This is a genomic window from Nakamurella sp., assembly GCF_044224575.1.
Taxonomy (GTDB): Bacteria; Actinomycetota; Actinomycetes; order Mycobacteriales; family Nakamurellaceae; genus Nakamurella.
This window is the reverse complement of the sequence record NZ_JBGAKE010000007.1, coordinates 195,260-219,623: the sequence shown is the minus strand read 5'-3', so window position 1 is coordinate 219,623 and position 24,364 is coordinate 195,260. Positions and strand designations below refer to the sequence as shown.

Genomic DNA, 24,364 nt, shown 5'->3' with positions numbered 1-24,364 from the left:
GCTCCGATCACCACCGCGCTCGGCCCCGCCTGAGCCCGCTCGGGTCGGCGTGATGAGCTGGGCGGGTGAGTAACGCCAGCGTGGTCCAGCCCCTGTCCGATCCGGACACCGTCGACCGACTGGGCGCCGATCTCCGGTCCGCCGGCTTCGATGCCGTCGGCGTGCCCGAGCTGCTCGGACCAGGTGCTCACCGTGCGTTGGGCCGAGGGGAACCGGCCGCCGCATTGCGGGCCACCCGGGACGGCTCCCCGTTGGCCACCCTGGTCCGGCTGTTCCTGCTCGGCGCCACCGTCGATGAGACCGCCGGCGCCCGCGCCCTGCCGACGACCGGCCTGCCCGCCGCGCTCGCCCAGGGTTTGCTGGAGCGCGACGGCGACGAGGTGCGCGCGGCCCTCGACGTCCGCCCGCATGCCACCGACGACGACGAGTTCCTGCTCGTCTCCGACCTGGACTCGGACGTCCGGCCGGGGCCGGTTCGCCCTGATCACGTGCTCGGACTCGGGTCGGCGTCGATCACCCTGGCTCGCGCGATCGTCCGCGACCAGGTCGGCACCGCTCTGGACCTCGGCACCGGCTGCGGGGTCCAGTCACTGCACCTGGCCGGGCACGCCGACACGGTGCTCGGCACCGACGTCAACCCCCGGGCGCTCGCCCTGGCCGCGGCCACCGCCCGGCTCAACGGGCAGACCTGGGACCTGCGCCGCGGGTCGCTGTTCGAACCCGTCGACGGGCAGCGGTTCAACCTGATCGTGTCCAACCCACCGTTCGTCGTCGGCGACGGCAGCACCCGCTTCACCTACCGCGATTCGGGCATGCCCGGGGACGGCGTCGGCCGCGCCATCGTCGAGGGTGCCCGCACGCACCTGACCGAGGGCGGCACCGCGCAGCTGCTGGCCAACTGGCTCGTCGTCGGCGACACGGACTGGCGGGAACGGGTCGGCGAGTGGGTCGCGGCCAGTGGCTGCGACGCCTGGGTGGTGCAACGGGAGATCGCCGACCCCGCCGAGTACGTGGGGCTGTGGCTGGCCGACGCCGGCGAGGACGGCCGGTCCGGCGGCGACCGGGCGGCCGCCAACGCACTGGCCGCCGAGTGGCTCGACTGGTTCGCCGCGCACCGGGTCCGCGGGATCGGGATGGGCCTGATCACCCTGCGACACAACGGATCCGACCAGCCATCGGTCACCCTCGACGAGATCGCCGGCGAGGAGATCACCGGTGACGAGGTCCGCGCGTTCCTGACGAGCCGGTCCTGGGCGGAGTCGACCGACGACGCCCGGCTGTTGGCCACTCGCTTCGAACTCGCCCCCCAGGTGCTGCTGGAACAGCGCGCGTTGCCCGGACACGAGGGCTGGAACGTGGTGTTCCGGATGGTGCGCCGGCCGGGCGGTCCGGGCGCCACCCTGCAGCTGGACGAGTGGAGTCAGGCGCTGCTGGCCGGCTGCACCGGCGCGGTACCGCTGCAGGTGCTCGTCGAGCTGCTGGCCTCGGCCCATTCCGTCCCGCCCGGGGCGCTGGCCGCGGCGGTCGTGCCGTCGGTGCGGGTCGCCGTCATGCGGGGTCTGCTGCTGCCGGTCGGCGCCTGAGCTGCGCGTGCCGGTTGGCCGCCACCATGCCGGCCACCGCCGCCCAGGTGGGCGCGCGTCCCGCGCCGAACACGCCGAGCACGGACAGCGCCGAGCAGACGGAACCGACCGAGGCGAACGAGTACACCGATCCCACCGACGCCGCGGACCCGATCGACAACACCGATCCCGCGGATCCGATCGACAGGATCGAGCCGGCCGATCCGATCGACAGGATCGAGCCGACCGACCCGATCGACAGGATCGAGCCGACCGACCCGATCGAACGCAGCGAACTCCCCGAGCCATCCGGCTCCGACGCGTGTCCCTTCATCCCGCCATCGTGCCGCACCCACCTCGACCTGACACGATGCCCGGGTGCGAGCCGTGGCCACCCGAGTCCTGTCCGCCCACGTGTCCATCGACACCGGCACCGTCGACGGCGCCGGCGAACAGGTGGTCGGCCGGATCGACCGGCCCGGACTGCTCGCGCTCGTCGGCGTCACCCACACCGACGACGCGACCACGGCCCGCGCGATGGCCGCCAAGCTGCACGAGTTGCGGATCCTGCGCGACGACCTGTCCTGCGCGAGCACCGGCGCGCCGCTGCTGGTGGTCAGCCAGTTCACCCTGTACGCCCGCACCGACAAGGGCCGGCGCCCGTCCTGGGACCTGGCGGCGCCGCGGGATCGGGCCGAGCCGTTGGTCGACGAGGTGGTCGCGGAGCTGCGGCGGCGCGGTGCGCAGGTCGCCACCGGACAGTTCGGCGCGATGATGCGGGTCACCAGCGTCAACGACGGACCGTTCACGGTGCTGCTCGAGCTCCGACCGCCTGATGTGACCTATCTCACTCCGTAGGCCGTTCGCGTGATCAGGACCGCCGCCGAGCGTCTCTTGGGCATCTGAACGAGTGGAACGTCGGCCCCGACGGCCGGTTTCCCATGGAGTTCCCATGGTCGGCACACCGCAAGTCACAGTGCGCCGGGATTGGGTACTGCACACGAAAGCGCACCGTCATCGGGACCCAGCCCCGGGAATCGCAGACGCTTCGTCCGGGGAACTAAATCGGGGCTGACAGACGTTCGAATAGTCAGCGGGTCAGCAGCAAACGGCTCGCCTGAACGGAACGAAGGGAGCAGCACCATGGTCGCACCCGCTTACGACCTCGATAAGCCGAGCCGCACCACCAGCACTGCCACCTCGCGGCCCACCAGCCGCGACGAGGACCTCGATGCCCAGGGTCCATCGGCGGATCTGGTCCGCGTGTACCTGAACGGGATCGGCAAGACCGCACTGCTGACCGCCGAGCAGGAAGTGGAGCTGGCCAAGCGGATCGAGGCCGGCGTGTTCGCCGCGCACATGCTCGAGTCCGGCGTCGAATTGCCGCTGCAGCGGCGCAAGGATCTGCGCATGGTCGTCCGCGACGGCGGACGGGCCCGCAACCACCTGCTGGTGGCCAACCTTCGTCTGGTCGTGTCGCTCGCCAAGCGGTACACCGGTCGCGGCATGCCGCTGCTGGACCTGATCCAGGAGGGCAACCTGGGCCTGATCCGCGCGGTGGAGAAGTTCGACTACACCAAGGGCTTCAAGTTCTCCACGTACGCCACCTGGTGGATCCGGCAGGCAATCTCCCGGGGTATGGCCGACCAGGGCCGCACCATCCGGTTGCCCGTCCATCTGGTCGAACAGGTCAACAAGCTCTCCCGGCTCAAGCGTGAGTTGCACCAGCAGTTGGGTCGGGATGCCACGCTCGCCGAACTCGCTCACGAATCGGGCATCCCGGAGGAGAAGATCGCCGACCTGCTCGATCACGCCCGGGATCCGGTGAGCCTGGACATGCCGGTCGGCTCCGACGAGGAGGCGCCGCTCGGCGACTTCATCGAGGACGCCGAGTCGACCTCCGCCGAGGCGGCCGTCGTCGCCGGATTCATGCACGACGACATCAACCGGGTGTTGCGGACGCTGGACGACCGCGAGCAGACCGTGGTGCGGTTGCGGTACGGGCTCGACGACGGTCGTCCCCGCACGCTGGACGAGATCGGTCGACACTTCGGCATCTCGCGCGAGCGGGTTCGCCAGATCGAGCGCGACTCGATGGCCAAACTGCGGGTGGGTGACCGCTCGGAGGTGCTGCGCTCCTACGCGAGCTGACGGCGGTTCGTGAATATGTAGCGGCGAGCGCCTCGACAACGGGGTCTGCGCGCCGTCGCCAGAGGGACCGGGTCTGTGTACGCACGGACCCGGTCCTTCGCCGTTTCGCACCGGTGCCGGCCCGGACAACTCACCCGAACCGGATCATCCGGTCCGAGGCCCGCAGGCCCCAGGATGGTTCGGTGACAACTCCTGCGTCCGCGCCCGCGCGCACCGGGGCCGGCCTGGTGCTGGCCGTGCTCGCCGCCAGCCAGTTCCTGATGACGCTGGACAGCTCGGTGATGAACGTGTCGATGGCCACCGTGGCCGCCGACCTGGGCACGACGATCACCGGGATCCAGACCGCGATCACGCTGTACACGCTGGTGATGGCCACCCTGATGATCACCGGCGGCAAGCTCGGCTCGATCATGGGCCGGCGCCGGGCGATGGGCATCGGCATGGTGATCTACGCGGCCGGCTCGTTCGTCACCGCCATCGCGCCGAACCTGCCGGTGCTGCTCCTCGGCTGGTCGTTCCTCGAAGGGGTCGGCGCCGCGCTGATCATGCCGGCGATCGTGGCCCTGGTCGCCGCGAACTTCGCCCCCGAGCGGCGGTCCGCCGCCTACGGCATGGTGGCCGCGGCGTCCGCCGTCGCCGTCGCCGCCGGCCCGTTGATCGGCGGCGCGATGACGACCTACCTGTCCTGGCGGTACGTGTTCTTCGGCGAGGTCGTCATCGCCATCGTCATCCTGGCCACCCTGCGCAAGCTGCGGGACACCCCGCCCGTGCCCAGCCGGATCGACTATCTGGGGTCGCTGCTGTCGGTGATCGGGCTCGGGCTCCTGGTCTACGGCGTGCTCAAGTCCAGCGAGTGGGGCCTGGTGGTGCCCAAGGTCGGCGCGCCGGCCCTGTTCGGCGCGTCCCTGTCGACCTGGTTCATCGGCGCCGGGCTCCTCGTGGTCTGGGTGTTCCTGCACTGGGAGCGCCGGCTGGAGCGGCGTCATGCGCAGGACCCGACGACGCTGCCACCCCTGGTCCGGCCCAGCATGCTGCGGGTCCGGCAACTCTCCGGTGGGCTGTCCATGTTCTTCGCCCAGTTCATGATCCAGGCCGGCGTGTTCTTCGCGATCCCGCTGTTCCTGTCCGTGGTGCTGGGCCTCTCGGCCCTGGAGACCGGGGTGCGGCTGGTGCCCCTGTCCATCGCGTTGCTCCTGGCCGCGGTCGGCATTCCCAAGGTGTGGCCGAAGGCCAATCCGCGGCGGGTGGTCCGGATCGGCCTGCTGTGCATGATCGTCGGGATCGGGTTCCTGGTCGCCGGGATGGATCCGGAGGCGGACGCCGCGGTCGTCACCATCCCGATGGTGCTGATGGGACTGGGGCTGGGCGCGCTGGCCTCGCAACTCGGCGCGGTCACCGTGTCGGCGGTGTCCGAGGATCAGGCGGCCGAGGTCGGCGGGCTGCAGAACACCGCGACCAACCTCGGGGCCTCGATGGGCACCGCATTGATCGGATCGGTGCTGATCGCCACGTTGAGCACCGCCGCCCTGACCGCGGTCGCGTCGAGTTCGTCCCTCTCGGTCCCGGTCCAGGCGCAGATCACCACCGACCTGGCCAGCGGGGTCCCGTTCATCTCCGACGCCCAGGTCGAGGCGGAGCTCACCGCGGCCGGGGTGTCCGCCGCCGATGCCCAGGAGATCACCGCGATCAACGCGGACGCGCGGCTGCAGGCGCTGCAGGTCGCCTTCGCGGCCGCCGGGCTGGTCGCCATCTTCGCCCTGTTCCTGACCGGCCGGATCCCCGTCGTGCCGCCCGGGTCGGCCGAGCATCCCGAGGTCGAGACGGCCGAGCCGAGTTGACGTCGGTCACTGCATCCGGCGGCGCCAGTCGTCGAATTCGGACGGTGGACCGATGATGCCCGTGGCCCCGGTGATCGCGATGCCGGCCGGACCGGCCAGCACCGGCTGGAGCTGAAGGCCGACCAGTTCCGGCACGTCGTCGGCCAGCGCGGACAGCCGCAGGGCCAGGTCGATCAGCGGTTCCTTGGGCACCACCTCGGCGCCCCGGTAGCCGTCCAGCAGCGGTGCCGCGCCGGGGGCCGCGATCAGGTCGGCGGCGTCCACGTCGGTCAGCGGGACCGTGCGGTAGGCGCGGTCCTCGAGCAGTTCGGTGGCGACCCCGCCGATCCCGAACGAGACCAGCGCCCCGAACGATGGGTCCGCGGTGATCCGGAAGACGGTCGGCACCCCGGTCCGTTCGGCCGGCACCGACTTCTGCACGTACTGCCACGGACCGGCGATGTCGAACAGGTTCTGGTATGCCTCCCGCACCTGGTCCGGGGTCTGCAGGCCCAGCCGGACCCCCGCCTGGTCCAGCCGGTGCCGCAGCGACTCGTCGAACGACTTGAGCGCGACCGGGAAGCCGATCTCGGCGGCCGCGCGCACGGCGTCATCGGCGGAACCGATCGCCTGGAAGGCCTCGATCGGGATGCCGTAGCAGCCGAGCAGGGTGACCAGTTCGGCATCGATCAACGCCCGGGCCGGGTCGTCGGGGACGCGCATGGCCTCGATCGCCGCCCGGGCGGCGGCCGCGGCCGCCTTCCGGTCCAGCCCCGCCAACTCCGGCACCGTGCCGGCCGGGCGGTCCAGCCATGCGCCGTACCGCACGGCGTAGGACAGCGCGCCCACCGCGCGTTCGAGGGTGCGGTAGGAGGGCACCGACCCCCGGGTGGGGTTGCCCCGGTCGTCCAGCACGCTCAGGTGTTGGGTCAGCCCGTCGACCGCCAGGAACGTGCTGACGGCCGGGATCGGCGCGTCGCGCAGCGCGTCCCGCAGCGCGGCCGCATGCTCGTGACCCTCGGTCGCCACCGGCGGCACCCACCCGACCACCAACGCGTCGATGTCGTCGCGGTTGGCCATCTCGCGGACCGCGTCGGCCAGGTCGGCGGCGCCCACCTGCACGCCCAGATCGACCGGCGAGTCGGCCGCGACGGCGAGACCGGCCTCCAGGCAGAAGTCGACGGCCAGCACCCCCAGCGCGCTGGAGTTGCCGACGATGCCGATCCGGTCGCCCCGTGGGACCGGCTGGGTGGACAGCAGCTGCGCCACGTCGAACGCCGTCGTCAGACCCGGGGTCCGGATCACCCCGGACTGCTCGAACAGGCTCGCCACCACGTCGTCGGTCAACTCCGATGAGGTGGCGACCAGGCCGGGCACGACCTGCGAGTGCCGGCCGGACTTCACCGCGATCACCGGCTTGGTCCGGGCCAGCACCCGGGCCAGCCGGGCGAACTTGCGCGGGTTGCCGAACGATTCGAGGTACAGCAGCACGACCTCGGTGCGGTCGTCGCCGTGCCAGTACTGCAACAGGTCGTTGCCGGACACGTCGGCCCGGTTGCCGGCGGAGACGAAGGTGGACAGCCCGAGCGAACGCGCCGCCGCGTCGGCCAGGATGGCCACGCCCAACGCCCCCGACTGGCAGAAGAAGCCGACCGGGCCGGCCGGCGGCACCACCGGCGCGAGCGAGGCGTTGAGGAGCACCTCGGGATCGGTATTGATCATGCCGAGGCAGTTCGGGCCGAGCAGCCGCATCCCCGCACCGCGGACAACGGCGGCCATCCGCCGCTGGGCCTGGGCGCCGTCCAGCCCGGCGTCGCTGAACCCGCCGGTCATCATGACCAGCCCGTGCACCCCCTTGACCCGGCACGACTCGACCACCTCGGCGACCGTCGCGGTGGGCACCGTGACCACCGCGACGTCGACCGGATCGGGGATGTCGTTGACGGTCGGGTAGGCCCGCACCCCACGCACCGACCGGGCTTCGGGGTTCACCGGGTAGACCGGCCCGGCGAACTCCCCCTCGAGCAGGTTGGCCAGCACCGCATGGCCGATCTTCGTCGGATCGGCCGACGCACCGATCACCGCGATCGACCGCGGTGAGACCAGCCGCCTGATGGACCGGGCCTCGGCGCGGTGCTCCCGGGAGAGCACGACGGCACGGGACTTCTCGGTCGGTGCGATGTCGAAGACCAGGTCGATGACGCCGGAGTCGTACTCCCGGTGCACCGTGTACCCGGCGTCGATGAAAACCCTTACCATCTGGGTGTTCTCGCCCAGCACCTCGGCGGTGAAGCGGCGGATCCCGCGCTCCTGGGCGGCCGCCGCCAGATGCTCGAGCAGGATGGAGCCGAGCCCGCGGCCCTGCTGCGAGTCCTCGACCAGGAACGCGACCTCGGCGGCGTCGGGATCGCCGAACGAGGTGTTGCGGTGCGCGGTGCCGGCCGCGATCAGCTCGCCGCCGAGCTCGACGACCAGGCCGATCGCGGTCTCGTGATCGACGTCGACGAAGATCGAGACCTGGGCGTCCGATACCTGCTTGACCGCCGAGAAGTAGCGTAGGTACAGCGATCTGGCCGACATCCGGCCGTGCATGGCGCGGATCTGGTCGGCGTCGGCCCGGGCGGCCGGGCGGACGTGGGCCACCCCGCCGTCGGCGAGGACCACGTCGGCCTCCCACTGCTGCGGGTACTCGCGCCCGGCCGGGCCGGTCACGGCCGGCTCGGTCGCGGCCGGCTCGGTGACCACCGGTCCGCCGGCGGGTTCGGTGGGAATCGGTTCAGTCACGGGGATCTCGCGGGTCGAGACCGTGCAGCGGGAAGACCGAGTCCCGGGTCTGCAGGATGGCCCGGTCGACCGCCAACTCCTGATGCCCGGCCCACCGGTCGTACCCGACCGGTCCGGGTTGGCCGTCCGACATGTCGATGGGCAGCGGGATGTCGGGGCGGGCCCGCGCAGCCTGGGCGATCCATTCCTCCGGCATCGGGGTGGCCGGGTCCAGGTCCCGTTCGGCGACGATGGCCAGCAGGTGCGTCCAGGCCCGGGGCACGACCCGGACCGGGGAGTAGCCGCCGCCGCCGAGGGCGAGCCAGCGGCCGCCGGTGACCTCGCGGGCCAGCTCGCGCAGCGCCAGGTAGGTGGTGCGCTGCCCGTCGACGGTCAGCATGAGGTCGGCCAGCGGGTCCTCCCGGTGCGCGTCCGCGCCCTGCTGGGTCACCAGGATCTCCGGCCGGAAGGCCCGGACGATCCCCGGCACCACGGCGTGGAAGGCGCGCAGCCAGGCCGCGTCCGCGGTCCCGGCGGGCAGCGCCACGTTGACGGCCGTGCCCTGCGCGGCGCCGACCCCGATCTCGGTCGCCCAGCCCGTGCCCGGGAACAGGGTCAACGGCGATTCGTGCAGCGAGATGGTCAGCACCCGGGGGTCGTCGTAGAACGCGGCCTGCACCCCGTCGCCGTGGTGCGCGTCGACGTCGATGTAGGCGACCCGCTGGACGCCCTCGTGCAGCATCGCCTTGATGCCCAGCGCGGCGTCGTTGTAGACACAGAAGCCGGAGGCGTGATCGGGCATCGCGTGGTGCAGGCCGCCGCAGAAGTTCACCGCCCGATCAACCTGACCGGTCGCGATGGCCCGGGCCGCGTCGATGGACCCGCCGGCGATGAGTGCGGCGTTGTCGTGCATGCCGGGGAAGATCGGGTTGTCGTCGGTGCCGAGTCCGTGGCCGACCGCCATCGGCACCGAGCTGGACGCCGCCCGCACGGCGGCGATGTACCCGGGGGTGTGCACCCAGCCGAGGGTCTGGTCGTCGGCCGGTTCCGGGACGAGCACGTCATAGGCGTCCAGCACCTTGAGCTCGCTTGCCAACGCCCAGGTCAGTTCCCATCGCAACGGGTGCAGCGGGTGATCTCCCCCGAGGTCGTAGCCGAGCATCCGTCGATCCCAGGTCACCAGCGGCGCTGCCATCGGCACAGGCTAACCCGGCCCGTCCGGCCGGGCAGCGGGCTGCCGGGTGGGCCTGCTCACCGGTGATCTGCGACGTTCGGCCCTGGACGGGCCATTCTCAGCCGCCGGTGGCGACGGGCCGGCCGAGCGCACACCACTGCGAGTAGGACCCGGGGTAGAGCATCGCGGCGATGCCGACCTGCTCGGCGGCCAGCACCAGTTGGCACGCGGTGATGCCGGATCCGCAGGAGGCGACCACGTCGGTACCGGGGCCGACACCGGCCGCGTGGAGTTGCTCGGCAATCTCGGCCGCCGGCCGGTACGTGCCGTCGGCCCGCATCAGGTCGGCGATCGGCAGGTTCACCGCGCCCGGGATGTGTCCGGCGACCGGATCGAGTGGTTCCACCTCGCCCCGGTACCGGGCGGCGGCCCGCAGGTCCAACAACACCGCGCCGGGGGCGTCGGCGGCGGCCGCGGCGCCGTCGGCGTCGACGACCGGCAGCCCCCCGGGGGTGACGGCGATCGTGCCGGGGACGACCGGATCGGCCGGTCCGGACTCCGTGGGCCGCGCCGAAGCGGCGGCCCAGGCCGGCCAGCCGCCGTCCAGCACCCGCACGTCGGTCAACCCGGCCCATCGCAGCAGCCACCACGCCCGCGCCGCGGCCAGCCCCGGCCCGCCGTCGTAGACGACGACGTCGTCACCGGGGTGCAGCCCGACCGCGCGCAGGGCGGCCTGCAGGTCGGCCGGATCGGGCAACGGGTGCCGGCCGCCCGGGCCCGGGGCGGCGGCGAGGTCCCGGTCCAGATCGAGGAACCGGGCGCCCGGGACGCGACCGGCCAGGAACCCGTCCGGGTCACTGCCGCCGGCCAGCGTCCAGCGGACGTCGAGCAGGACCGGTGGCGACCCGCCGGCCATCCGCTCGGACAGCTCGGCGGCAGGGATCAACGGGGACCGCGGGGAGACGTTCATCGCCGACTATTGTGAAGCCTCGATGGAAAGGGGTTGCGCGCGCCCGCCGGGCGTGCCGTGAGTGCCCACCGCCCGGACCCGGCACCGCCGAATCCCCCTGGACCGTCGACCCACCCGAGTAGGATCGCGAGCGCCCAAGAAGGAGACTCCGAGCGTGAACGACCTGATCGACACGACCGAGATGTATCTGCGGACCGTCTTCGAGCTGGAGGAAGAGGGCATCGTTCCGCTCCGGGCCCGGATCGCCGAGCGGCTGAATCAGAGCGGGCCAACGGTCAGCCAGACGGTCGCCCGGATGCAACGCGACGGTCTGCTCGTCGTCTCGGACGACCGTCACCTGGAGCTGACCGATCTCGGCCGGGACCGGGCCACCGCGGTGATGCGCAAGCACCGGCTCGCCGAACGCCTGCTGCTGGATGTCATCGGCCTGGATTGGCAGGACGTGCACGTCGAGGCGTGCCGCTGGGAACACGTGATGAGCGAGCAGGTCGAGCAGCGGCTGGTCGCCCTGCTGGGGCACCCGCGGACCTCCCCGTACGGCAACCCGATTCCCGGGCTGGACCACCTGGGCGAGTCGGCGGACCCGGTGACCGAGACCCACCGCGATCTCATCGGCGCCGACGTGGCCGCCGGGCGCGGCGGCCGGTTCGAGGTGCGCCGGATCATCGAGATCGTGCAGAACCAGCCGACGGTCATGGATCGGCTGCACCGGGGCGGTGTCGTTCCCGGGGCGGTCCTGGAGTTCGGGGTTCGCGGGGATGCGATGGTCGTCGGGGACGGCACCGTGACGACCGAACTGTCCCCCGACATCGCGCACGGCATCCACGTCCGGCCGGCAGCCTGACCGGGCCGGACGGACCCGAGGAGTCGGGGTGGACCTGCCGCTGAGCGTGCTGGTCATGCTGCCGCTACTGGCCGTGGTGGCGCCGATTCTGGCGTCCGTGGTCGGCCGCGTCGTGCGGATCCCGCTGGTGGTCTTCGAGATCGTCCTCGGCATCGTGTTCGGGCCGGCCGTCCTCGGCTGGGTGCACCCCACGAATGGCACCGAGAAGCTGTCGAACCTCGGCCTGTGCATGCTGTTCTTCCTGGCCGGCAACGAGATCGATTTCGGCCGGATCCGGGGTCGACCGCTCAACCGATCGATCGTCGGCTGGTTGTTCGCCCTGGTGCTGGGCGTAGCCGTGGCCCTGCTGCTCGCGCCGACCCCGGCGGCGGCGATCTTCGTGGGCGTCGCGCTGACCAGCACCGCGCTCGGCACCCTGATGCCGATCCTGCGGGACGCCGGCGAATTGCGGACACCGTTCGGCGCGGCCGTGATCGCCATCGGGGCGGTCGGCGAGTTCGGCCCGCTGATCGCCATCTCGCTGTTCCTGTCCGGTCGCGAGCCCGGACTCGCCGCCGTCGTCCTGCTGAGCTTCGTGGTGATCACCGCCGGGGCCATCTATCTGGCCAGCCGCGGCACCCACCCGAGGTTGGACTCGCTGATCACCGCCACCCTGCACACCAGCGGCCAGTTCGCCGTGCGCCTGGTGCTGTGCCTGCTGCTCCTGCTGGTCGCGCTCAGCCTGGTGCTGGGCCTGGACATGCTGATCGGCGCGTTCGCGGCCGGGGTGATCGCCAAGCTGTTGCTGTCCGGGGCCGGCCCGCACGACAAGGAGGCGATCGAGGGCAAACTCGAGGCCGTCGGCTTCGGGTTCCTGGTGCCGATCTTCTTCATCAGCACCGGGTTGACCTTCGACCTGGATGCCCTGCTGGCGGACCCGACGACCCTGCTGATGCTCCCGGTCTTCCTGATCCTGCTGGTGCTGGTCCGCGGGTCGTCGACGTTGTTCACCTCCCGCGGGTTGGTCCCGGCGGACCGGCGGGCGGTGGTGCTGCTCGGGTCGACCGGGCTGCCCATCGTCGTCGCGGTGACCGGCATCGGCGTCAGCTCCGGCGATCTCCCGGTGGGTACCGCGACCGCGCTGGTGGGCGCCGGCATGCTGTCGGTGCTGCTGTTCCCGCTGATCGGCCTGGCCCTGCACCGCAAGGCACCGGACGGCGCCCGCAAGCCGGCCGACCGGGATGTTCCGGAGATCGCCGAGGAAGGCTGACCCGCGGGGCCCGTAGCCTGGACCGGTGAGTGTCGCCTCCACCACCGCACTCGGCCCCCGCATTCCCGACACCCCGCGGTCCGGGTCGGTCAGCGCACCGCTGGTGTCGGCCGATGCGGCCGCCGACCGGCTGGCCGGCCGCCGGTTGATCGTGCTGACCGGCGCCGGCCTGTCCACCGACTCCGGCATCCCCGACTACCGCGGCCCCGATTCCCCACCCCGATCCCCCATGACCTACGACGAGTTCGTCTCCGGTCCGCGGGCGCAGCGACGGTACTGGGCGCGCAGCCACGTCGGCTGGCAACGGCTGGGTTCCGCCCGGCCGAACGACGGGCACCGCGCGCTGGCCGCCCTCGAGTCGGCCGGGGTGGTCCGCACGCTGATCACCCAGAACGTCGACGGGCTGCACCGGGCCGCCGGCAGCCGGGCGGTGATCGACCTGCACGGCCGCATCGACCAGGTGATCTGCCTGCACTGCGGCGACCGGACCGGACGGCTCGACCTGCACCACCGGCTCGACGCCGCCAACCCCGACTTCGCCGAGCACGCCGACGTCCGCACGGCCCCCGACGGGGACGTCGAACTCGAGGACACCTCCGGGTTTCGCCTGGTGGCCTGCCTGCGCTGCGGCGGAACGCTCAAGCCGGACGTCGTGTTCTTCGGCGAGAACGTGCCCAAGTCCCGGGTGGATGAGGTCTATGCGGCCATGGACGCGGGCGGTGCGCTGCTCGTCGCCGGATCGTCGTTGACGGTGATGTCCGGCCTCCGGTTCGTCCGGCACGCCGCGAAGTTGGGGTGGCCGATCGTCATCGTCAACCGCGGCATCACCCGCGGCGACCCGCTGGCCACCGGCCGGGTGCACGCCGGTTGCACCGAGACGCTGACCGCACTGGCCGACCGCTGGGGGGGTTGACCTGACGCATCTGATGCGCAGTCGTATAGCATCAGATGCGTGCGGACAACGATCGACCTCGACCCGCTGGTGTTGGCTGCGCTGAAGGAACGGCAGCAGCGGGAGGGCAAGACTCTGGGCGCACTTGCGTCCGAACTGTTGAGCAAGGCGTTGGCGCAAGAGCCCGAACCGGCGGTCGATCTGCATTGGCCCGTCAAGGCAATGGGCACGCCATTGATCGACATCGAGGACAAGGAAGCAGTCTGGGACGTCCTGGACCGTCGAGACTGATGTCGTACACCATCGACGCCAACATCCTCATCTACGCGAGCAACACCGATGCACCCGAGCATGATCACGCGCAGACCCTGGTGAGTCGAATGGTGTCCGGTCCGGGGTTGTGTGTCGTGCTCTGGCCGGTACTGACGGGATTTCTTCGCATCTCGACTCACCCACGGATCATGCCGAATCCGCTGACCGTCGCCGAGGCATCAACGGTGATCGATCAGTTCGTGGCCGCGCGGTCGGTCCGGGTCGTCGGCGAGGACGCCAGGATGTGGACCGCATTCCAGCACGTGGAGATCGGCCAGCCGATCCGGGGCAATCTGGTTCCCGACGCCGTGATCGCCGCACTCATGCTCAGCAACGGCGTGTCCACCATCTACACCCGCGACCGGGGGTTCCGGCGGTTCGACGGGATCAAGGTCGTCGACCCGTTCGCCTGATCGGGCGAACCGGAAGATCGGCGCGGCAGTCCGCACCGATCTTCCGGCCCGTCGCCGATCAGACCTTGCGCACGGCGACCGCAAGCTTGGCGTTGACGCCGGTGCCCACGACCAGGTCGGTGGTGCCCGCCCACCCGGCGGGCAGCTCCGTCGACACAGCGGGGTCACCCACGGCCAACACCTGCTCGGCCAGCCAACCCCAGCGACCGAGCACGGCGGCCCGAGCCACCTCGTCGTCGCCGGCCACCACCAGTTCGATCCGGTCGGAGACGTCCAACCCGGCGCTCTTACGCAGGTCCTGCACGCCGCGGGCGACGTCCCGGACCAGGCCGTCGGCGATCAGGTCGTCGTCCAGCGCGGTGTCCAGCGCGACGAACCCGCCCGAGCCGAGCAGCCCGACCGCGTCCGAGGACGCGCCGGCGGCGGACAGCTCGAGGGTGTACTCCCCGTCGGCGAGCACGACGTCCCCGCAGGTCACGGTGCCGTCGTCGGCGACCGTCCAGTCGCCGGCCTTGGCCGCCTTGATCACCTGCTGCACCTGCTTGCCCAGCCGCGGCCCGGCCGCGCGGGCGTTCACCGTGAGCCGGCGGGTGACCCGCTCGTCGTGCTCGGCGAGTTCGGTGACGTCCACGGTGCGGACGTTGACCTCGTCGGCCAGCAGGTCGGCGAAGGAGGCCAGGGCGGCTGCGTCCCGGACGGCCACCGTCATCGAGGCCAGCGGTTGCCGCACCCGGAGCTTGCCGGCCTTGCGCACCGACAGCGCGACGGACGCGACCTCGCGGACCTCGTCCATCGCGGCCACCAGGTCGGCGTCCAGTGGCAGTTCGGCGAGTGTGGGCCAGTCGGACAGGTGCACCGACCGCGACCCGGTCAGCCCCCGGTGGATCACCTCGGTGATCAGCGGCAGCAGCGGCGCGGCTACCCGGCACAGCGCCTCCAACACGGTGTGCAGGGTGTCGATGGCGTCCCGGTCACCGTCCCAGAACCGTTGGCGGGAGCGCCGGATGTACCAGTTGGTCAGCCCGTCCAGGTACACCCGCACCGCATGGCAGCCGCCGGCCAGGTCGTAGCCGTCCATCGCGGTAGTGACGACGCCGATCAGCTCGGCGGTCTTGGCCAGGATGTACCGGTCGAGCACGTCGGTCGAGTCGGTGCGCACCGTGCCGGCCACCCCGGCCGCGTTCGCGTACAGCGACAGGAAGGACCAGGCGTTCCACAGCGGCAGCACCGCCTGCCGGACGCTGTCCCGGATGCCTTGCTCGGTGACGACCAGGTCGGCGCCGCGCAGGATCGGCGAGGCCATCAGGAACCAGCGCATCGCGTCCGAGCCGTCCCGCTCGAACACCTGCCCCACGTCGGGGTAGTTGCGGCGCGACTTGCTCATCTTCTGCCCGTCGTCACCCAGCACGATGCCGTGGGCCATGCAGGTGACGAACGCCGGCCGGTCGAACAGTGCGGTGGCCAGCACGTGCAGCGTGTAGAACCAGCCGCGGGTCTGCCCGTTGTACTCGACGATGAAGTCGCCGGGATAGTGGTGCTCGAACCACCCAGCGTTCTCGAACGGGTAATGCACCTGGGCGTACGGCATGGAGCCCGACTCGAACCAGCAGTCCAGCACCTCCGGCACCCGGTGCATGGTCGAACGGCCGGTCGGGTCGTCCGGGTTGGGCCGGGTCAGCTCGTCGATCATCGGCCGGTGCAGGTCGGTCGGCCGCACGCCGAAGTCGCGTTCCAGCTCGTCCAGCGACCCGTAGACGTCGACCCGGGGGTACGCCGGGTCGTCCGAGGTCCACACCGGGATGGGCGAGCCCCAGAAGCGGTTGCGGGAGATCGACCAGTCGCGGGCACCCTCCAGCCATTTGCCGAACTGGCCGTCCTTGATGTGCCCGGGCACCCAGGTGATCTGCTGGTTCAGCTCGACCATCCGGTCCCGGAAAGTGGTGACGGCCACGAACCAGGACGAGACCGCCCGCTGGATCAGCGGGGTGTCGCAGCGCCAGCAGTGCGGGTACGGGTGCTCGTAGGAGTCCCGGCGCAGCAGCAGCCCGGCCGCCTTCAGATCGGCGATGATCGGGATGTTGGCGTCGAAGACCTGAAAGCCCTCGTACGGCGGTACCTGGCTGGTGAACCGGCCCTGCGCGTCGACGGGGTTGACCACCTCGATGCCGGCGGCGTCGGTGACGGCCTTGTCCTCCTCACCGAAGGCCGGGGCGATGTGCACCATGCCGGTCCCGTCCTCGGTGCTGACGTAATCGGCGGTCAGCACCTGGTGCGCGTTGTCCCGGCCGACGAAGAATTCGAAAGGAGGACTGTAGGGCGTTCCCACCAGCTGGGCCCCGGTGTAATGGGCCAGCACCTGGGGCTCCTCCCCCAGTTCGCGCGCGTACGCACCCAGGCGAGCCTGCGCGAGCAGGTACCGGCCGGCGAACGGGCCGGACGACTCGACGACGACATAGTCGATGTCCGGCCCGACGGCGGCGGCCAGGTTGGACGGGAGCGTCCACGGCGTGGTCGTCCAGACCAGCGCGTTGACCCCGTCGAGGGTGGGGTCGTCCGACCGCAGCCGGAGCGGGACGGTGACGGCCGGGTCCTGCCGGCTGCGGTACGTGTCGTCCATCTTGGTCTCGGTGGCCGACAGCGGCGTCTCGCACCGGAAGCAGTACCAGAGCACCCGGTAGCCCTCGTAGATCAGGCCCTTGTCCCACAACGTCTTGAAGGCCCACATGACGGACTCCATGTAGTCCAGGTCGAGGGTCTTGTAGTCGTTGTCGAAATCCACCCAGCGGGCCTGCCGGGTGACGTACTCCTGCCACTCGTGGGTGTACCGCAGCACCGAGGAGCGGCAGGCGTCGTTGAAGGCCTCCACGCCCATGCCGACGATCTCGGACTTGTGCTTGATGCCCAACTGCCGCTCGGCCTCCACCTCGGCCGGCAGACCGTGGGTGTCCCAGCCGAAGCGCCGCTCCACTTTGCGGCCCTTCATCGTGTGGTACCGCGGAACGGTGTCCTTGACGTAGCCGGTCAGCAGGTGACCGTAGTGCGGCAGGCCATTGGCGAACGGCGGGCCGTCGTAGAAGACGTACTCGTTGCCGCCGTTCTCGCCGGCGTCCCGCTGATCGACCGACGCCTGGAAGGTGCCGTCCTTGGCCCAGTAGGCCAGGACCTCGCGTTCGAGGGTCGGGAAGTCGGGGTGGGTGGCGACCGACTCGGCGCCGGCCCGCGGGTAGCTGCTGGTCATGATGGGTACTCCTCGTCGCTGCAGGTCGTTCTCACTGCAGGGACGAGGCGCGCCCGGTGCCGGGCGCGTCCCGCGGTACCACCCCGCTTGCCCGGCTCCGGCGCTCGCGCAGAGCACCGGCCCGGACCGCTCGTTCGCCGGCTGTGTCGGGCCGGACCCGTTCGGGTCTAGTGAGAACGTCGGCCCCGGTCGATCAGGGGACCGACGTTCCGTTCTTCCGAATGGCTCACCGGTGATGGCCGGGTCGATGCCGTCGTGCTGATGATCCTTGGTTCAAGCCTAACGCCGCCGGTCCAGGGATATTCCCGGCGCTCAGTCCCCCGGGCCCGAGGTGACGGCCACCGGCTGCTGCTCGCGGGAGCCGCTGTCGTCCAGTTGGGCCAGCTGGTCGCTGATCCAGCTCTTGAGTCGGCCGCGGTACTCCTTCTCGTAGCCGCGCAGATCCTCGATCTTCTTTTCCAGGCCGACCCGGTCGTTGGAGAGCTTGCCGATCGCCTCGTCGTACCGGGTCTTGGCCTCGCGGTCGAGGTTCTCGGCCTTGGTCCGGCTGTCCCGCTCGGCCGCCTCGGCGCGCGCGGTGGCATCGGCCAGCAGCGCCTCGGCCTGGCTGTTGGCCTCGGACACCGTCTTCTCCGCCTGCGCCGACGCCTCACCGGTCACCCGCTCGGCCTCGGCCCGCGCCTCGGTGGTCAGCTTGTCGGCGGTCTCCTGCGCCAGCCCGAGCAGCCGCGCGGCCGCGGTGTGCGCGTCCCCGGCGGACATGGGCGCGGCCTCGGCGGCCGGCTTGGTCAGCGGCACGGTGTGGCCACCGGCGACCTGGTCGGTCTTGGCCTTGAGCTCGGCGTTCTCCTCGATCAGGCGGGCCATCTCCGCCTCGACCACGTCCAGGAAGGCGTCGACCTCGTCCTCGTCGTAGCCGCGCTTGCCGATCGACGGTTTCTTGAACGCAACGTTGTGCACATCGGCTGGGGTCAGCGGCATGACTTGCTCCTCGGTGGCTCTACTCAGACTGTCTGCACAGCGCTTGCCGTGATCGTCTCGGGAAAGGATAGTCGGCCGGGGCCCGCTCGAGCCTCGTCTTTACTCGTCGCGACGCGACCATCGACTCCGGGCGGGCGCGGTCAGAGGGCGGCGAAGGCGAGCCGCGAGACGACCTCCATCAGGATGTACACGATGATCAGCAGCACGATGATGCTCAGATCGAAGCCCATTCCGCCCAGCCGGACGGTCGGAATGATCTTGCGGAACAACTTCACCGGCGGGTCGGTGGTGACGTAGAGCACTTCCATCGCGACCGCCGGGGTGCCGGCCGGGCGCCAGGTCTTGGCGAACACCCGGACGAACTCGATGACGATCCGGCCCAGTAGCGCCAGCCGGAAGAACCAGAGGAGCAGCCAGACGATCTGCCAGAGAACGTTCACCCCTCCACTTCTACCTGATGGGTCGAGCCCGACTCCAGCTCGGGCCCGGCGTGGCCGAGACCGATCGAACCCTTGTGCGACCGCACGCCCGGACACGCCGACGCGCCGCACCGGGAAGGGGTGCGGCGCGTCGAGGCGGTGGGCGGACCGATCAGCGTCCGGAGCGGCCTCCGGCATAGGCCGGCGGCCGGCTGGCGTAGCCGGCGTATTCGGGCTCGTAGTCGGGCAGCTCGGGCATCTCGGTGTCCGGCGGCAGCAACATGAAGACCTTGGTGGTCACCTTGTCGATGGACCCGCGAAGCGCGAACGCCAGGCCGGCCGCGAAGTCGACCAGGCGCCGGGCGCCGGTGTCGTCCATCTCGGTCATGTCCAGGATGACGGGCTTGCCTTCGCGGAACTTCTCGCCGATGATCCGCGCCTCGCCGAACCCGGTCAGCTTGACGGTGACGGGCCGGATCGCCCCGGCGGATTCGGCGTAGTCGCGCCGCACCTCGGGCCGGGCCTGGACCGCCAGCGCGCCCTGGGTCATCGGCGGCTCGTAGGCCGGAACCGAGCGCGGCGCGCCCTGGTACGGCGATTGCCGACCGTGATCGTAATGATCGTCGTACTCGGGCGCGCGATCACCCTCGTACCCCTCCGGGTAGGTCCCGTCGTGGTAATGGCCATCCGGGTACTCCTCGCCGTACTCGTCCCGGCGGCCGTCCTCCGGCATCAGCCCGAGGAATGCGCCCACCTTGCGCCACGATCCCATTTCCCGATCCTTCCCCTGCTGGCCGACTGCTGCCAAACTGCTGCCAAACCGCTGCCACGCGAACCGATTTCCACGCCTGCCGGTGAGGTTATCCCCGATCCGCACGCGGAATGTGGTGCGACACACCCCTTGATCGACACGGCGTCATCGCGGCTTCACGCCCCTTCCGGCGTGCACCAGATCAGCCCGGCCTGCCGCCCGGTCGGCGCCCCACGGCGATGACTGAACAGGTCGGGATCGGTGTGGGTGCAACGGGTGTCGACCTCGACGTGGCGCACGCCCAGCGCGGTCAACTGCCGGCGCAGACCGGCCCGCAGATCGAGGCCGGGGGTGCCTCGATCGGTCACGCACGCCGACCCGGACAACGTTCGCTCCACCTGGTCGCGCAGCTCGGCCGGCACCTCGTAACACCGGCCGCAGATGGCCGGGCCGAGCCACACGGTGATGTCGTCGGCGGTGGCGCCCAGGTCGGCCATCGCCGAGACGAGCCGCACCGCGATGCCATTTGCGGCACCCCGCCGGCCGGCGTGCGCGGCGCCGATCACCCCGGCCCGGGCGTCCCCGGCCAGGACCGGCACGCAGTCGGCGGCGAGCACCCCCAGCGCGACGCCGCGCGTGGCGGTGACGATGCCGTCGCACTCGCCGGGCGGACCGTCACCGTCCCGGCCGACCACCCGCACCGACACACCGTGCACCTGGTTCATCCAGACGAACCGATCCGCGGGAACGCCGACCTGCTCGGCGACCATGGCCCGGTTCACCCGGACGGCCGCCGGATCGTCACCGACGGACCCACCGAGGTTCAGGTCGTCGTAGGGCGCGACGGAGACGCCTCCGCGCCGGGTCGTGAACAGGGTTCCGATCACCGGCGCGGAGGGCAGTGCCATCAGGGGCGGACAGGGTCAGCGCTTCATGAACGAGGGGACGTCCACGTCGTCGTCGTCCAGCTCGACCGGCGGGCGGCCGCGGCCGGCGGGAGCCCCCTGATGCGCAGGCGGCTGGGCCTGGTAGCGACCGGGTGCCTGCTGCTGGTACGCCGGCGCGGTGCCGCGGGCGGGGGGCGGCGGAGTGGCGGCGTACTGCGGCTGGGCCGGCGCCCCGTACTGCGGCTGCGGCGGCTCGACCCGCGGCGGGTGGGATGAGAAGCCACCGTTGCCGGTCCCGTTCAGGCCACCGTCCAGGCTGCCGTCGTAGCCACCGCGACCGGTCAACCGGCCGCTCGGCCCGCCGGCCGGACCGACGCCCGCGGTCGCCCGGACCCGCTGCTCGACGCTCGGGGACAACACCGACGGGCTGGAGTCGAAGCCGGCGGCGATGACGGTGACCCGCACCTCGTCGCCCAGCGAGTCGTCGATGACGGTGCCGAAGATGATGTTCGCATCCTCGTGCGCGGCCTCCTGGACCAGCGAGGCGGCCTCGTTGATCTCGAACAGGCCCAGGTCCGAGCCGCCGGCGATGGACAGCAGCACTCCGTGCGCGCCGTTCATGGACGCCTCCAGCAGGGGCGAGTTGATCGCCTTCTGGGCGGCCTGCACGGAGCGGCCTTCGCCGCGGGCCGAGCCGATGCCCATCAGGGCGGTGCCGGCGCCGGCCATGACCGACTTGACGTCGGCGAAGTCGACGTTGATCAGGCCGGGGGTGGTGATCAGGTCGGTGATCCCCTGCACACCGTTGAGCAGCACCTCGTCGGCCGAGCGGAACGCGTCCATCAGCGAGACACCCATGTCGCCCAGCTGCAGCAGCCGGTCGTTGGGGATCACGATGAGGGTGTCGCACTCGTTGCGGAGCATCTTGATGCCCTCTTCGGCCTGACCACCCCGCCGGCGACCCTCGAACTGGAACGGCCGGGTGACCACGCCGATGGTCAGGGCGCCCAGCTTGCGGGCGATCGAGGCGACCACCGGCGCGCCACCGGTTCCGGTGCCACCGCCTTCCCCGGCGGTGACGAAGACCATGTCGGCACCCTTGAGCACCTCCTCGATCTCCTCGCGGTGGTCCTCGGCGGCCTTGCGGCCGACGTCGGGGTTCGCCCCGGCGCCGAGCCCACGGGTCATCTCCCGGCCGACGTTGTTGATCGCGATGAACTCGACCCCGCGCAGGCCGACCTCGATCATCCGGTTGATGGCGTTCACGCCGCCGCCGCCGATGCCGACGACCTTGATGACGGCCAGGTAGTTGTGCGGTGGCGTCATTCGCCTTCGCCTTTCTGTTCGGTCCGGCGGTAACCAGGACCGGCTCGTTGCCTGCTGCGGATGCGCCGGTGATGCCTGACTCAACTGCCCCGTTCGGCGTGTCGAAACCCTCAACCTCAACCATACGGTTATAGTTATGTCAGGTAGTGGCGCTGGGGTTGAAGGTAGGTGCGGCGTCACACGGCGCCTCGGAGGCGCGCCGCGCAGCGACGGACTTTGCCGGTGTTTTCGGTGTCGTCCGGCCGCCGGGAGTGACGGCACGGCCGTGGCGGCCCTCCCCTCCGCCCCCGCTCGACGTGCCACCTTGCGCCCCGCACCGCGCGGCGGGAGGGCCGAACCTGGCCACTCGACCCGACGCCCCCGGTACCGGACCCGGCGGACGATGGGGGGATGCCCACCGACTCGGCCGCTGCGGCTCCGGTTCTGCGGACACCGGCGCACCAGGTCGCGCACCGTGCGATCTGGTACTGGCTCGTCCGGGCGCTGGCCGGCTGGCTCCTGGTCGTCGCAATCCAGGTCGTCGCGCTGACGCTGAACTGGCCGATCCCACCGTGGAAGGTTCCGCTGCTGATCGTCACCGGGGCACTCGCGGCGATCCACCTCGCGGTCATGCCGCTCTGGCGCTACCGGGTCCACCGGTGGGAGCTGACCGGGACCGCCGTGTACACCCGCACCGGCTGGTGGACGCAGGAGTGGCGCATCGCTCCGCTGACCCGGGTGCAGACGGTGGACAGCGCCCGCGGCCCGCTGGCCCGCCTGTTCGGGCTCACCACGCTGACCGTGACCACGGCATCCGCCGCCGGCCCGGTCGGGGTCGAAGGGCTCGATGAGCGCACGGCGACCGAGCTCGCGGCCCGGATCACCGCCGCCGCGCAGGACTTCCGGGGAGACGCCACGTGACGGACGGCCCGGTGACCGACGACCCGGTGAACGACGACCCGGTGAACGAAGGCCCGGTGAGCGACCGGTCGGTGACGGACGGGCCGGTGACCGACACGCCCGTGACCCACAATCCCGCGACCGACGACCCCGCGACCGACGACGCCGCGACCGATGACCCGGCGACCGACCGACCGGCGAGCGCCGGGGAGCCACCGTGGCGGCGCCTGTCCCCCGGCATGCTGCTGGTCGAGCCGGTCCGCGAGGTCATCCGGTTCATCCCGATGCTGCTGATCCTGCTGATCGCGGGCGCCCGCAACGACGACGGACCCCCGTGGGGGCTGATCGGCACCGCCGTGGTCGTCGCCCTCGGCATCGCCCGGTACCTGTCGACCCGCTACCGGATCACCGCGACCGTGGTCGAGGTGCGTCGCGGCATCCTGCAGCGCGCGCAGCTGACCGTGCCGCGGGACCGCATCCGCACGCTCGACGTGAGCGCCCATCCGCTGCAGCGCCTGCTGCGCCTGGTCCGGGTGGACATCGGCACCGGCAGCTCGCACGCCCACAACGGATCGGTGCGGCTGGACGGGCTGCCGGCCGCGGCCGTGCCGGCCCTGCGATCCGAACTGCTGCACCGGGCGCCCGCACGGACGGCGGACCCCGTCGCACCGTCGGCGGCAGCCGGCGGCGGCGCCACCATCGACGGCGAGGTCGAGCTGGCCCGCTTGCATCGTGGCTGGATCGCCCTGGCTCCGGCGACGCTGTCCGGCGTGCTCACCGGCGCGGTGCTGATCGGCTTCGGGTTCCGGCTGCTGCACGAGGCGCGGCTGAACCCGGCCGACTTCGGGGCGGTCGAGCAGGTTCTGGGGTACCTGCGCGGCCACTCCGTCTGGTGGGACGTGGCGCTGGCCGCGGCCGCCGTCGTCATCGGCGTGACGATCCTGTCGGTGGCCGGCTACGTCATCTCCTACACCGGTTTCCGGCTCACCCGGCATCCGGGCGGGACGCTGCAGGTGACCCGCGGGCTGGTGACCACCCGGTCGACCAGCCTGGCCGAGCGCCGGCTGCGCGGCGTGCAACGGCGGGAGCCGATCGTGTTGCGCTGGGTCGGCGGGGCCCGGCTGCATGCGATCGTCACCGGGCTGCGGCGGGCGGGCGGCGAGGACACCGACGGCGGTGGCAGTTCGCTGCTCATGCCGCCGGCGCCGGCCGCCGAGGTGCGGCGGGTGGAGGCGGCCGTCCTGGACCCGAACAGCGGCGACGCCCGGCCGGTCGACCCCCCGCTGATCGCGCACGGCCCGGTCGCCCGGCGTCGGCGGTACACGCGCGCACTGGCCGGCACCCTGCCGGTGGCCGTGGGTGCGGCCGCGCTCACCTGGTGGGCCGGCGCGCCCGCCCCGCTCCTCGCCGCCTGGGCCGTGGTCGTGCTGGCGGCGTTCCCGCTGGCCGCCGACCGCTACCGGGCGCTCGGCCATGCCGTCACCGACGGCCGGTTGATCGTCCAGGTCGGGTCGCTGTACCGGCGGCGCACGGTGCTGGCCGTCGACGGCATCGTCGGGGTGACCATCCGGCGCTCGTTGTTCCAACGACGGGCCGGCGTGGCCACCCTGATCGCCACCACCGCGGCCGGGGCGCAGCACTACGACGTGCCCGACCTGGAGCTGCGGGTTGCCATCGACCTCGCGCGCCGGCTGCTGCCGCAATGGCCGCTCCCGCCCGCCCGCTAAGACCGCGAG

21 protein-coding genes are annotated in these 24,364 nt (G+C 71.5%); 11 read left to right on the top strand and 10 right to left on the bottom strand.

All coding sequences use genetic code 11. The features are described 5' to 3' along the window. Window positions 1-65: 65 nt before the first annotated feature. Window positions 66-1,583: a methyltransferase gene (locus tag ACILSK_RS10575; protein ID WP_395727107.1), complete on the top strand. Its 1,518-nt coding sequence runs from the start codon at window positions 66-68 to the stop codon at window positions 1,581-1,583. On the opposite strand, the gene ACILSK_RS10570 is transcribed toward ACILSK_RS10575, so the two are convergent. Beyond that, entirely contained in the window at window positions 1,549-1,896 is a 348-nt protein-coding gene (locus ACILSK_RS10570; RefSeq protein ID WP_395727106.1) for a hypothetical protein, read from the bottom strand. The two genes, ACILSK_RS10575 and ACILSK_RS10570, sit on opposite strands and share 35 nt — an antisense overlap. 44 nt (window positions 1,897-1,940) lie before the next feature. Here ACILSK_RS10570 and dtd point away from each other — a divergent pair, with 44 nt between their 5' ends. The 3 genes from dtd to ACILSK_RS10555 all read left to right on the top strand — a co-directional run bounded on the left by dtd (window position 1,941) and on the right by ACILSK_RS10555 (window position 5,551). Further along, window positions 1,941-2,420, top strand: coding sequence for a D-aminoacyl-tRNA deacylase (gene dtd, locus ACILSK_RS10565; RefSeq protein WP_395727105.1), 480 nt, complete (start codon window positions 1,941-1,943; stop codon window positions 2,418-2,420). Window positions 2,421-2,705: 285 nt separating this feature from the next. Beyond that, complete coding sequence (locus tag ACILSK_RS10560) at window positions 2,706-3,713, top strand: sigma-70 family RNA polymerase sigma factor (protein WP_395727104.1); 1,008 nt, start codon at window positions 2,706-2,708, stop codon at window positions 3,711-3,713. A 182-nt stretch (window positions 3,714-3,895) separates the two neighbouring features. Continuing rightward, window positions 3,896-5,551 (top strand): MFS transporter, encoded by a 1,656-nt coding sequence (locus tag ACILSK_RS10555; RefSeq protein WP_395727103.1) that lies wholly within the window; start codon window positions 3,896-3,898, stop codon window positions 5,549-5,551. 6 nt (window positions 5,552-5,557) lie between these two features. Here ACILSK_RS10555 and ACILSK_RS10550 read toward each other — a convergent pair whose 3' ends face one another. The 3 genes from ACILSK_RS10550 to ACILSK_RS10540 form a co-directional block, all read right to left on the bottom strand. Further along, window positions 5,558-8,314, bottom strand: a complete 2,757-nt coding sequence (locus tag ACILSK_RS10550) for a GNAT family N-acetyltransferase (RefSeq protein WP_395727102.1) — start codon at window positions 8,312-8,314, stop codon at window positions 5,558-5,560. Further along, entirely contained in the window at window positions 8,307-9,488 is a 1,182-nt protein-coding gene (locus tag ACILSK_RS10545) for an acetoin utilization protein AcuC (RefSeq protein ID WP_395727101.1), read from the bottom strand. Before ACILSK_RS10545 ends, ACILSK_RS10550 begins: the two co-directional genes overlap by 8 nt. 97 nt (window positions 9,489-9,585) lie before the next feature. Then, window positions 9,586-10,437: a sulfurtransferase gene (locus tag ACILSK_RS10540; protein WP_395727100.1), complete on the bottom strand. Its 852-nt coding sequence runs from the start codon at window positions 10,435-10,437 to the stop codon at window positions 9,586-9,588. 154 nt (window positions 10,438-10,591) lie between these two features. Between ACILSK_RS10540 and ACILSK_RS10535 the strand changes: the two genes are divergently transcribed. From ACILSK_RS10535 to ACILSK_RS10515, 5 genes are all read left to right on the top strand, one after another. After that, the gene (locus tag ACILSK_RS10535; RefSeq protein WP_395727099.1) at window positions 10,592-11,281 is read left to right on the top strand and encodes a metal-dependent transcriptional regulator; all 690 of its coding nucleotides are present in this window, start codon (window positions 10,592-10,594) and stop codon (window positions 11,279-11,281) included. Between the two features lie 55 nt (window positions 11,282-11,336). After that, the gene (locus tag ACILSK_RS10530; protein WP_395727143.1) at window positions 11,337-12,530 is read left to right on the top strand and encodes a cation:proton antiporter; all 1,194 of its coding nucleotides are present in this window, start codon (window positions 11,337-11,339) and stop codon (window positions 12,528-12,530) included. A gap of 61 nt (window positions 12,531-12,591) precedes the next feature. Next, window positions 12,592-13,443, top strand: coding sequence for an NAD-dependent protein deacetylase (locus tag ACILSK_RS10525; protein ID WP_395727142.1), 852 nt, complete (start codon window positions 12,592-12,594; stop codon window positions 13,441-13,443). A 39-nt stretch (window positions 13,444-13,482) separates the two neighbouring features. Next, entirely contained in the window at window positions 13,483-13,713 is a 231-nt protein-coding gene (locus tag ACILSK_RS10520) for an antitoxin (RefSeq protein ID WP_395727098.1), read from the top strand. Beyond that, complete coding sequence (locus ACILSK_RS10515) at window positions 13,713-14,147, top strand: TA system VapC family ribonuclease toxin (RefSeq protein ID WP_395727097.1); 435 nt, start codon at window positions 13,713-13,715, stop codon at window positions 14,145-14,147. Before ACILSK_RS10520 ends, ACILSK_RS10515 begins: the two co-directional genes overlap by 1 nt. 58 nt (window positions 14,148-14,205) lie before the next feature. On the opposite strand, the gene ileS is transcribed toward ACILSK_RS10515, so the two are convergent. From ileS to ftsZ, 6 genes are all read right to left on the bottom strand, one after another. Then, window positions 14,206-17,385 (bottom strand): isoleucine--tRNA ligase, encoded by a 3,180-nt coding sequence (gene ileS, locus ACILSK_RS10510; RefSeq protein ID WP_395727096.1) that lies wholly within the window; start codon window positions 17,383-17,385, stop codon window positions 14,206-14,208. Between the two features lie 312 nt (window positions 17,386-17,697). Further along, window positions 17,698-18,366, bottom strand: a complete 669-nt coding sequence (locus tag ACILSK_RS10505; RefSeq protein WP_395727095.1) for a DivIVA domain-containing protein — start codon at window positions 18,364-18,366, stop codon at window positions 17,698-17,700. A 140-nt stretch (window positions 18,367-18,506) separates the two neighbouring features. After that, window positions 18,507-18,806 (bottom strand): YggT family protein, encoded by a 300-nt coding sequence (locus ACILSK_RS10500; RefSeq protein WP_395727094.1) that lies wholly within the window; start codon window positions 18,804-18,806, stop codon window positions 18,507-18,509. A gap of 151 nt (window positions 18,807-18,957) precedes the next feature. Continuing rightward, the gene (locus ACILSK_RS10495) at window positions 18,958-19,557 is read right to left on the bottom strand and encodes a cell division protein SepF (protein WP_395727093.1); all 600 of its coding nucleotides are present in this window, start codon (window positions 19,555-19,557) and stop codon (window positions 18,958-18,960) included. 155 nt (window positions 19,558-19,712) lie between these two features. Next, entirely contained in the window at window positions 19,713-20,444 is a 732-nt protein-coding gene (gene pgeF, locus ACILSK_RS10490; RefSeq protein WP_395727092.1) for a peptidoglycan editing factor PgeF, read from the bottom strand. Window positions 20,445-20,459: 15 nt separating this feature from the next. After that, entirely contained in the window at window positions 20,460-21,749 is a 1,290-nt protein-coding gene (gene ftsZ, locus ACILSK_RS10485) for a cell division protein FtsZ (protein ID WP_395727091.1), read from the bottom strand. A gap of 390 nt (window positions 21,750-22,139) precedes the next feature. Here ftsZ and ACILSK_RS10480 point away from each other — a divergent pair, with 390 nt between their 5' ends. Then, a complete protein-coding gene (locus ACILSK_RS10480; protein WP_395727090.1) occupies window positions 22,140-22,649 on the top strand; it encodes a PH domain-containing protein in 510 nt (169 codons plus the stop codon). Next, on the top strand, window positions 22,646-24,355 hold the full coding sequence (locus ACILSK_RS10475; RefSeq protein ID WP_395727089.1) for a PH domain-containing protein: 1,710 nt from the start codon (window positions 22,646-22,648) through the stop codon (window positions 24,353-24,355). The genes ACILSK_RS10480 and ACILSK_RS10475 overlap by 4 nt, the downstream gene beginning before the upstream one ends. Window positions 24,356-24,364 lie beyond the last annotated feature (9 nt).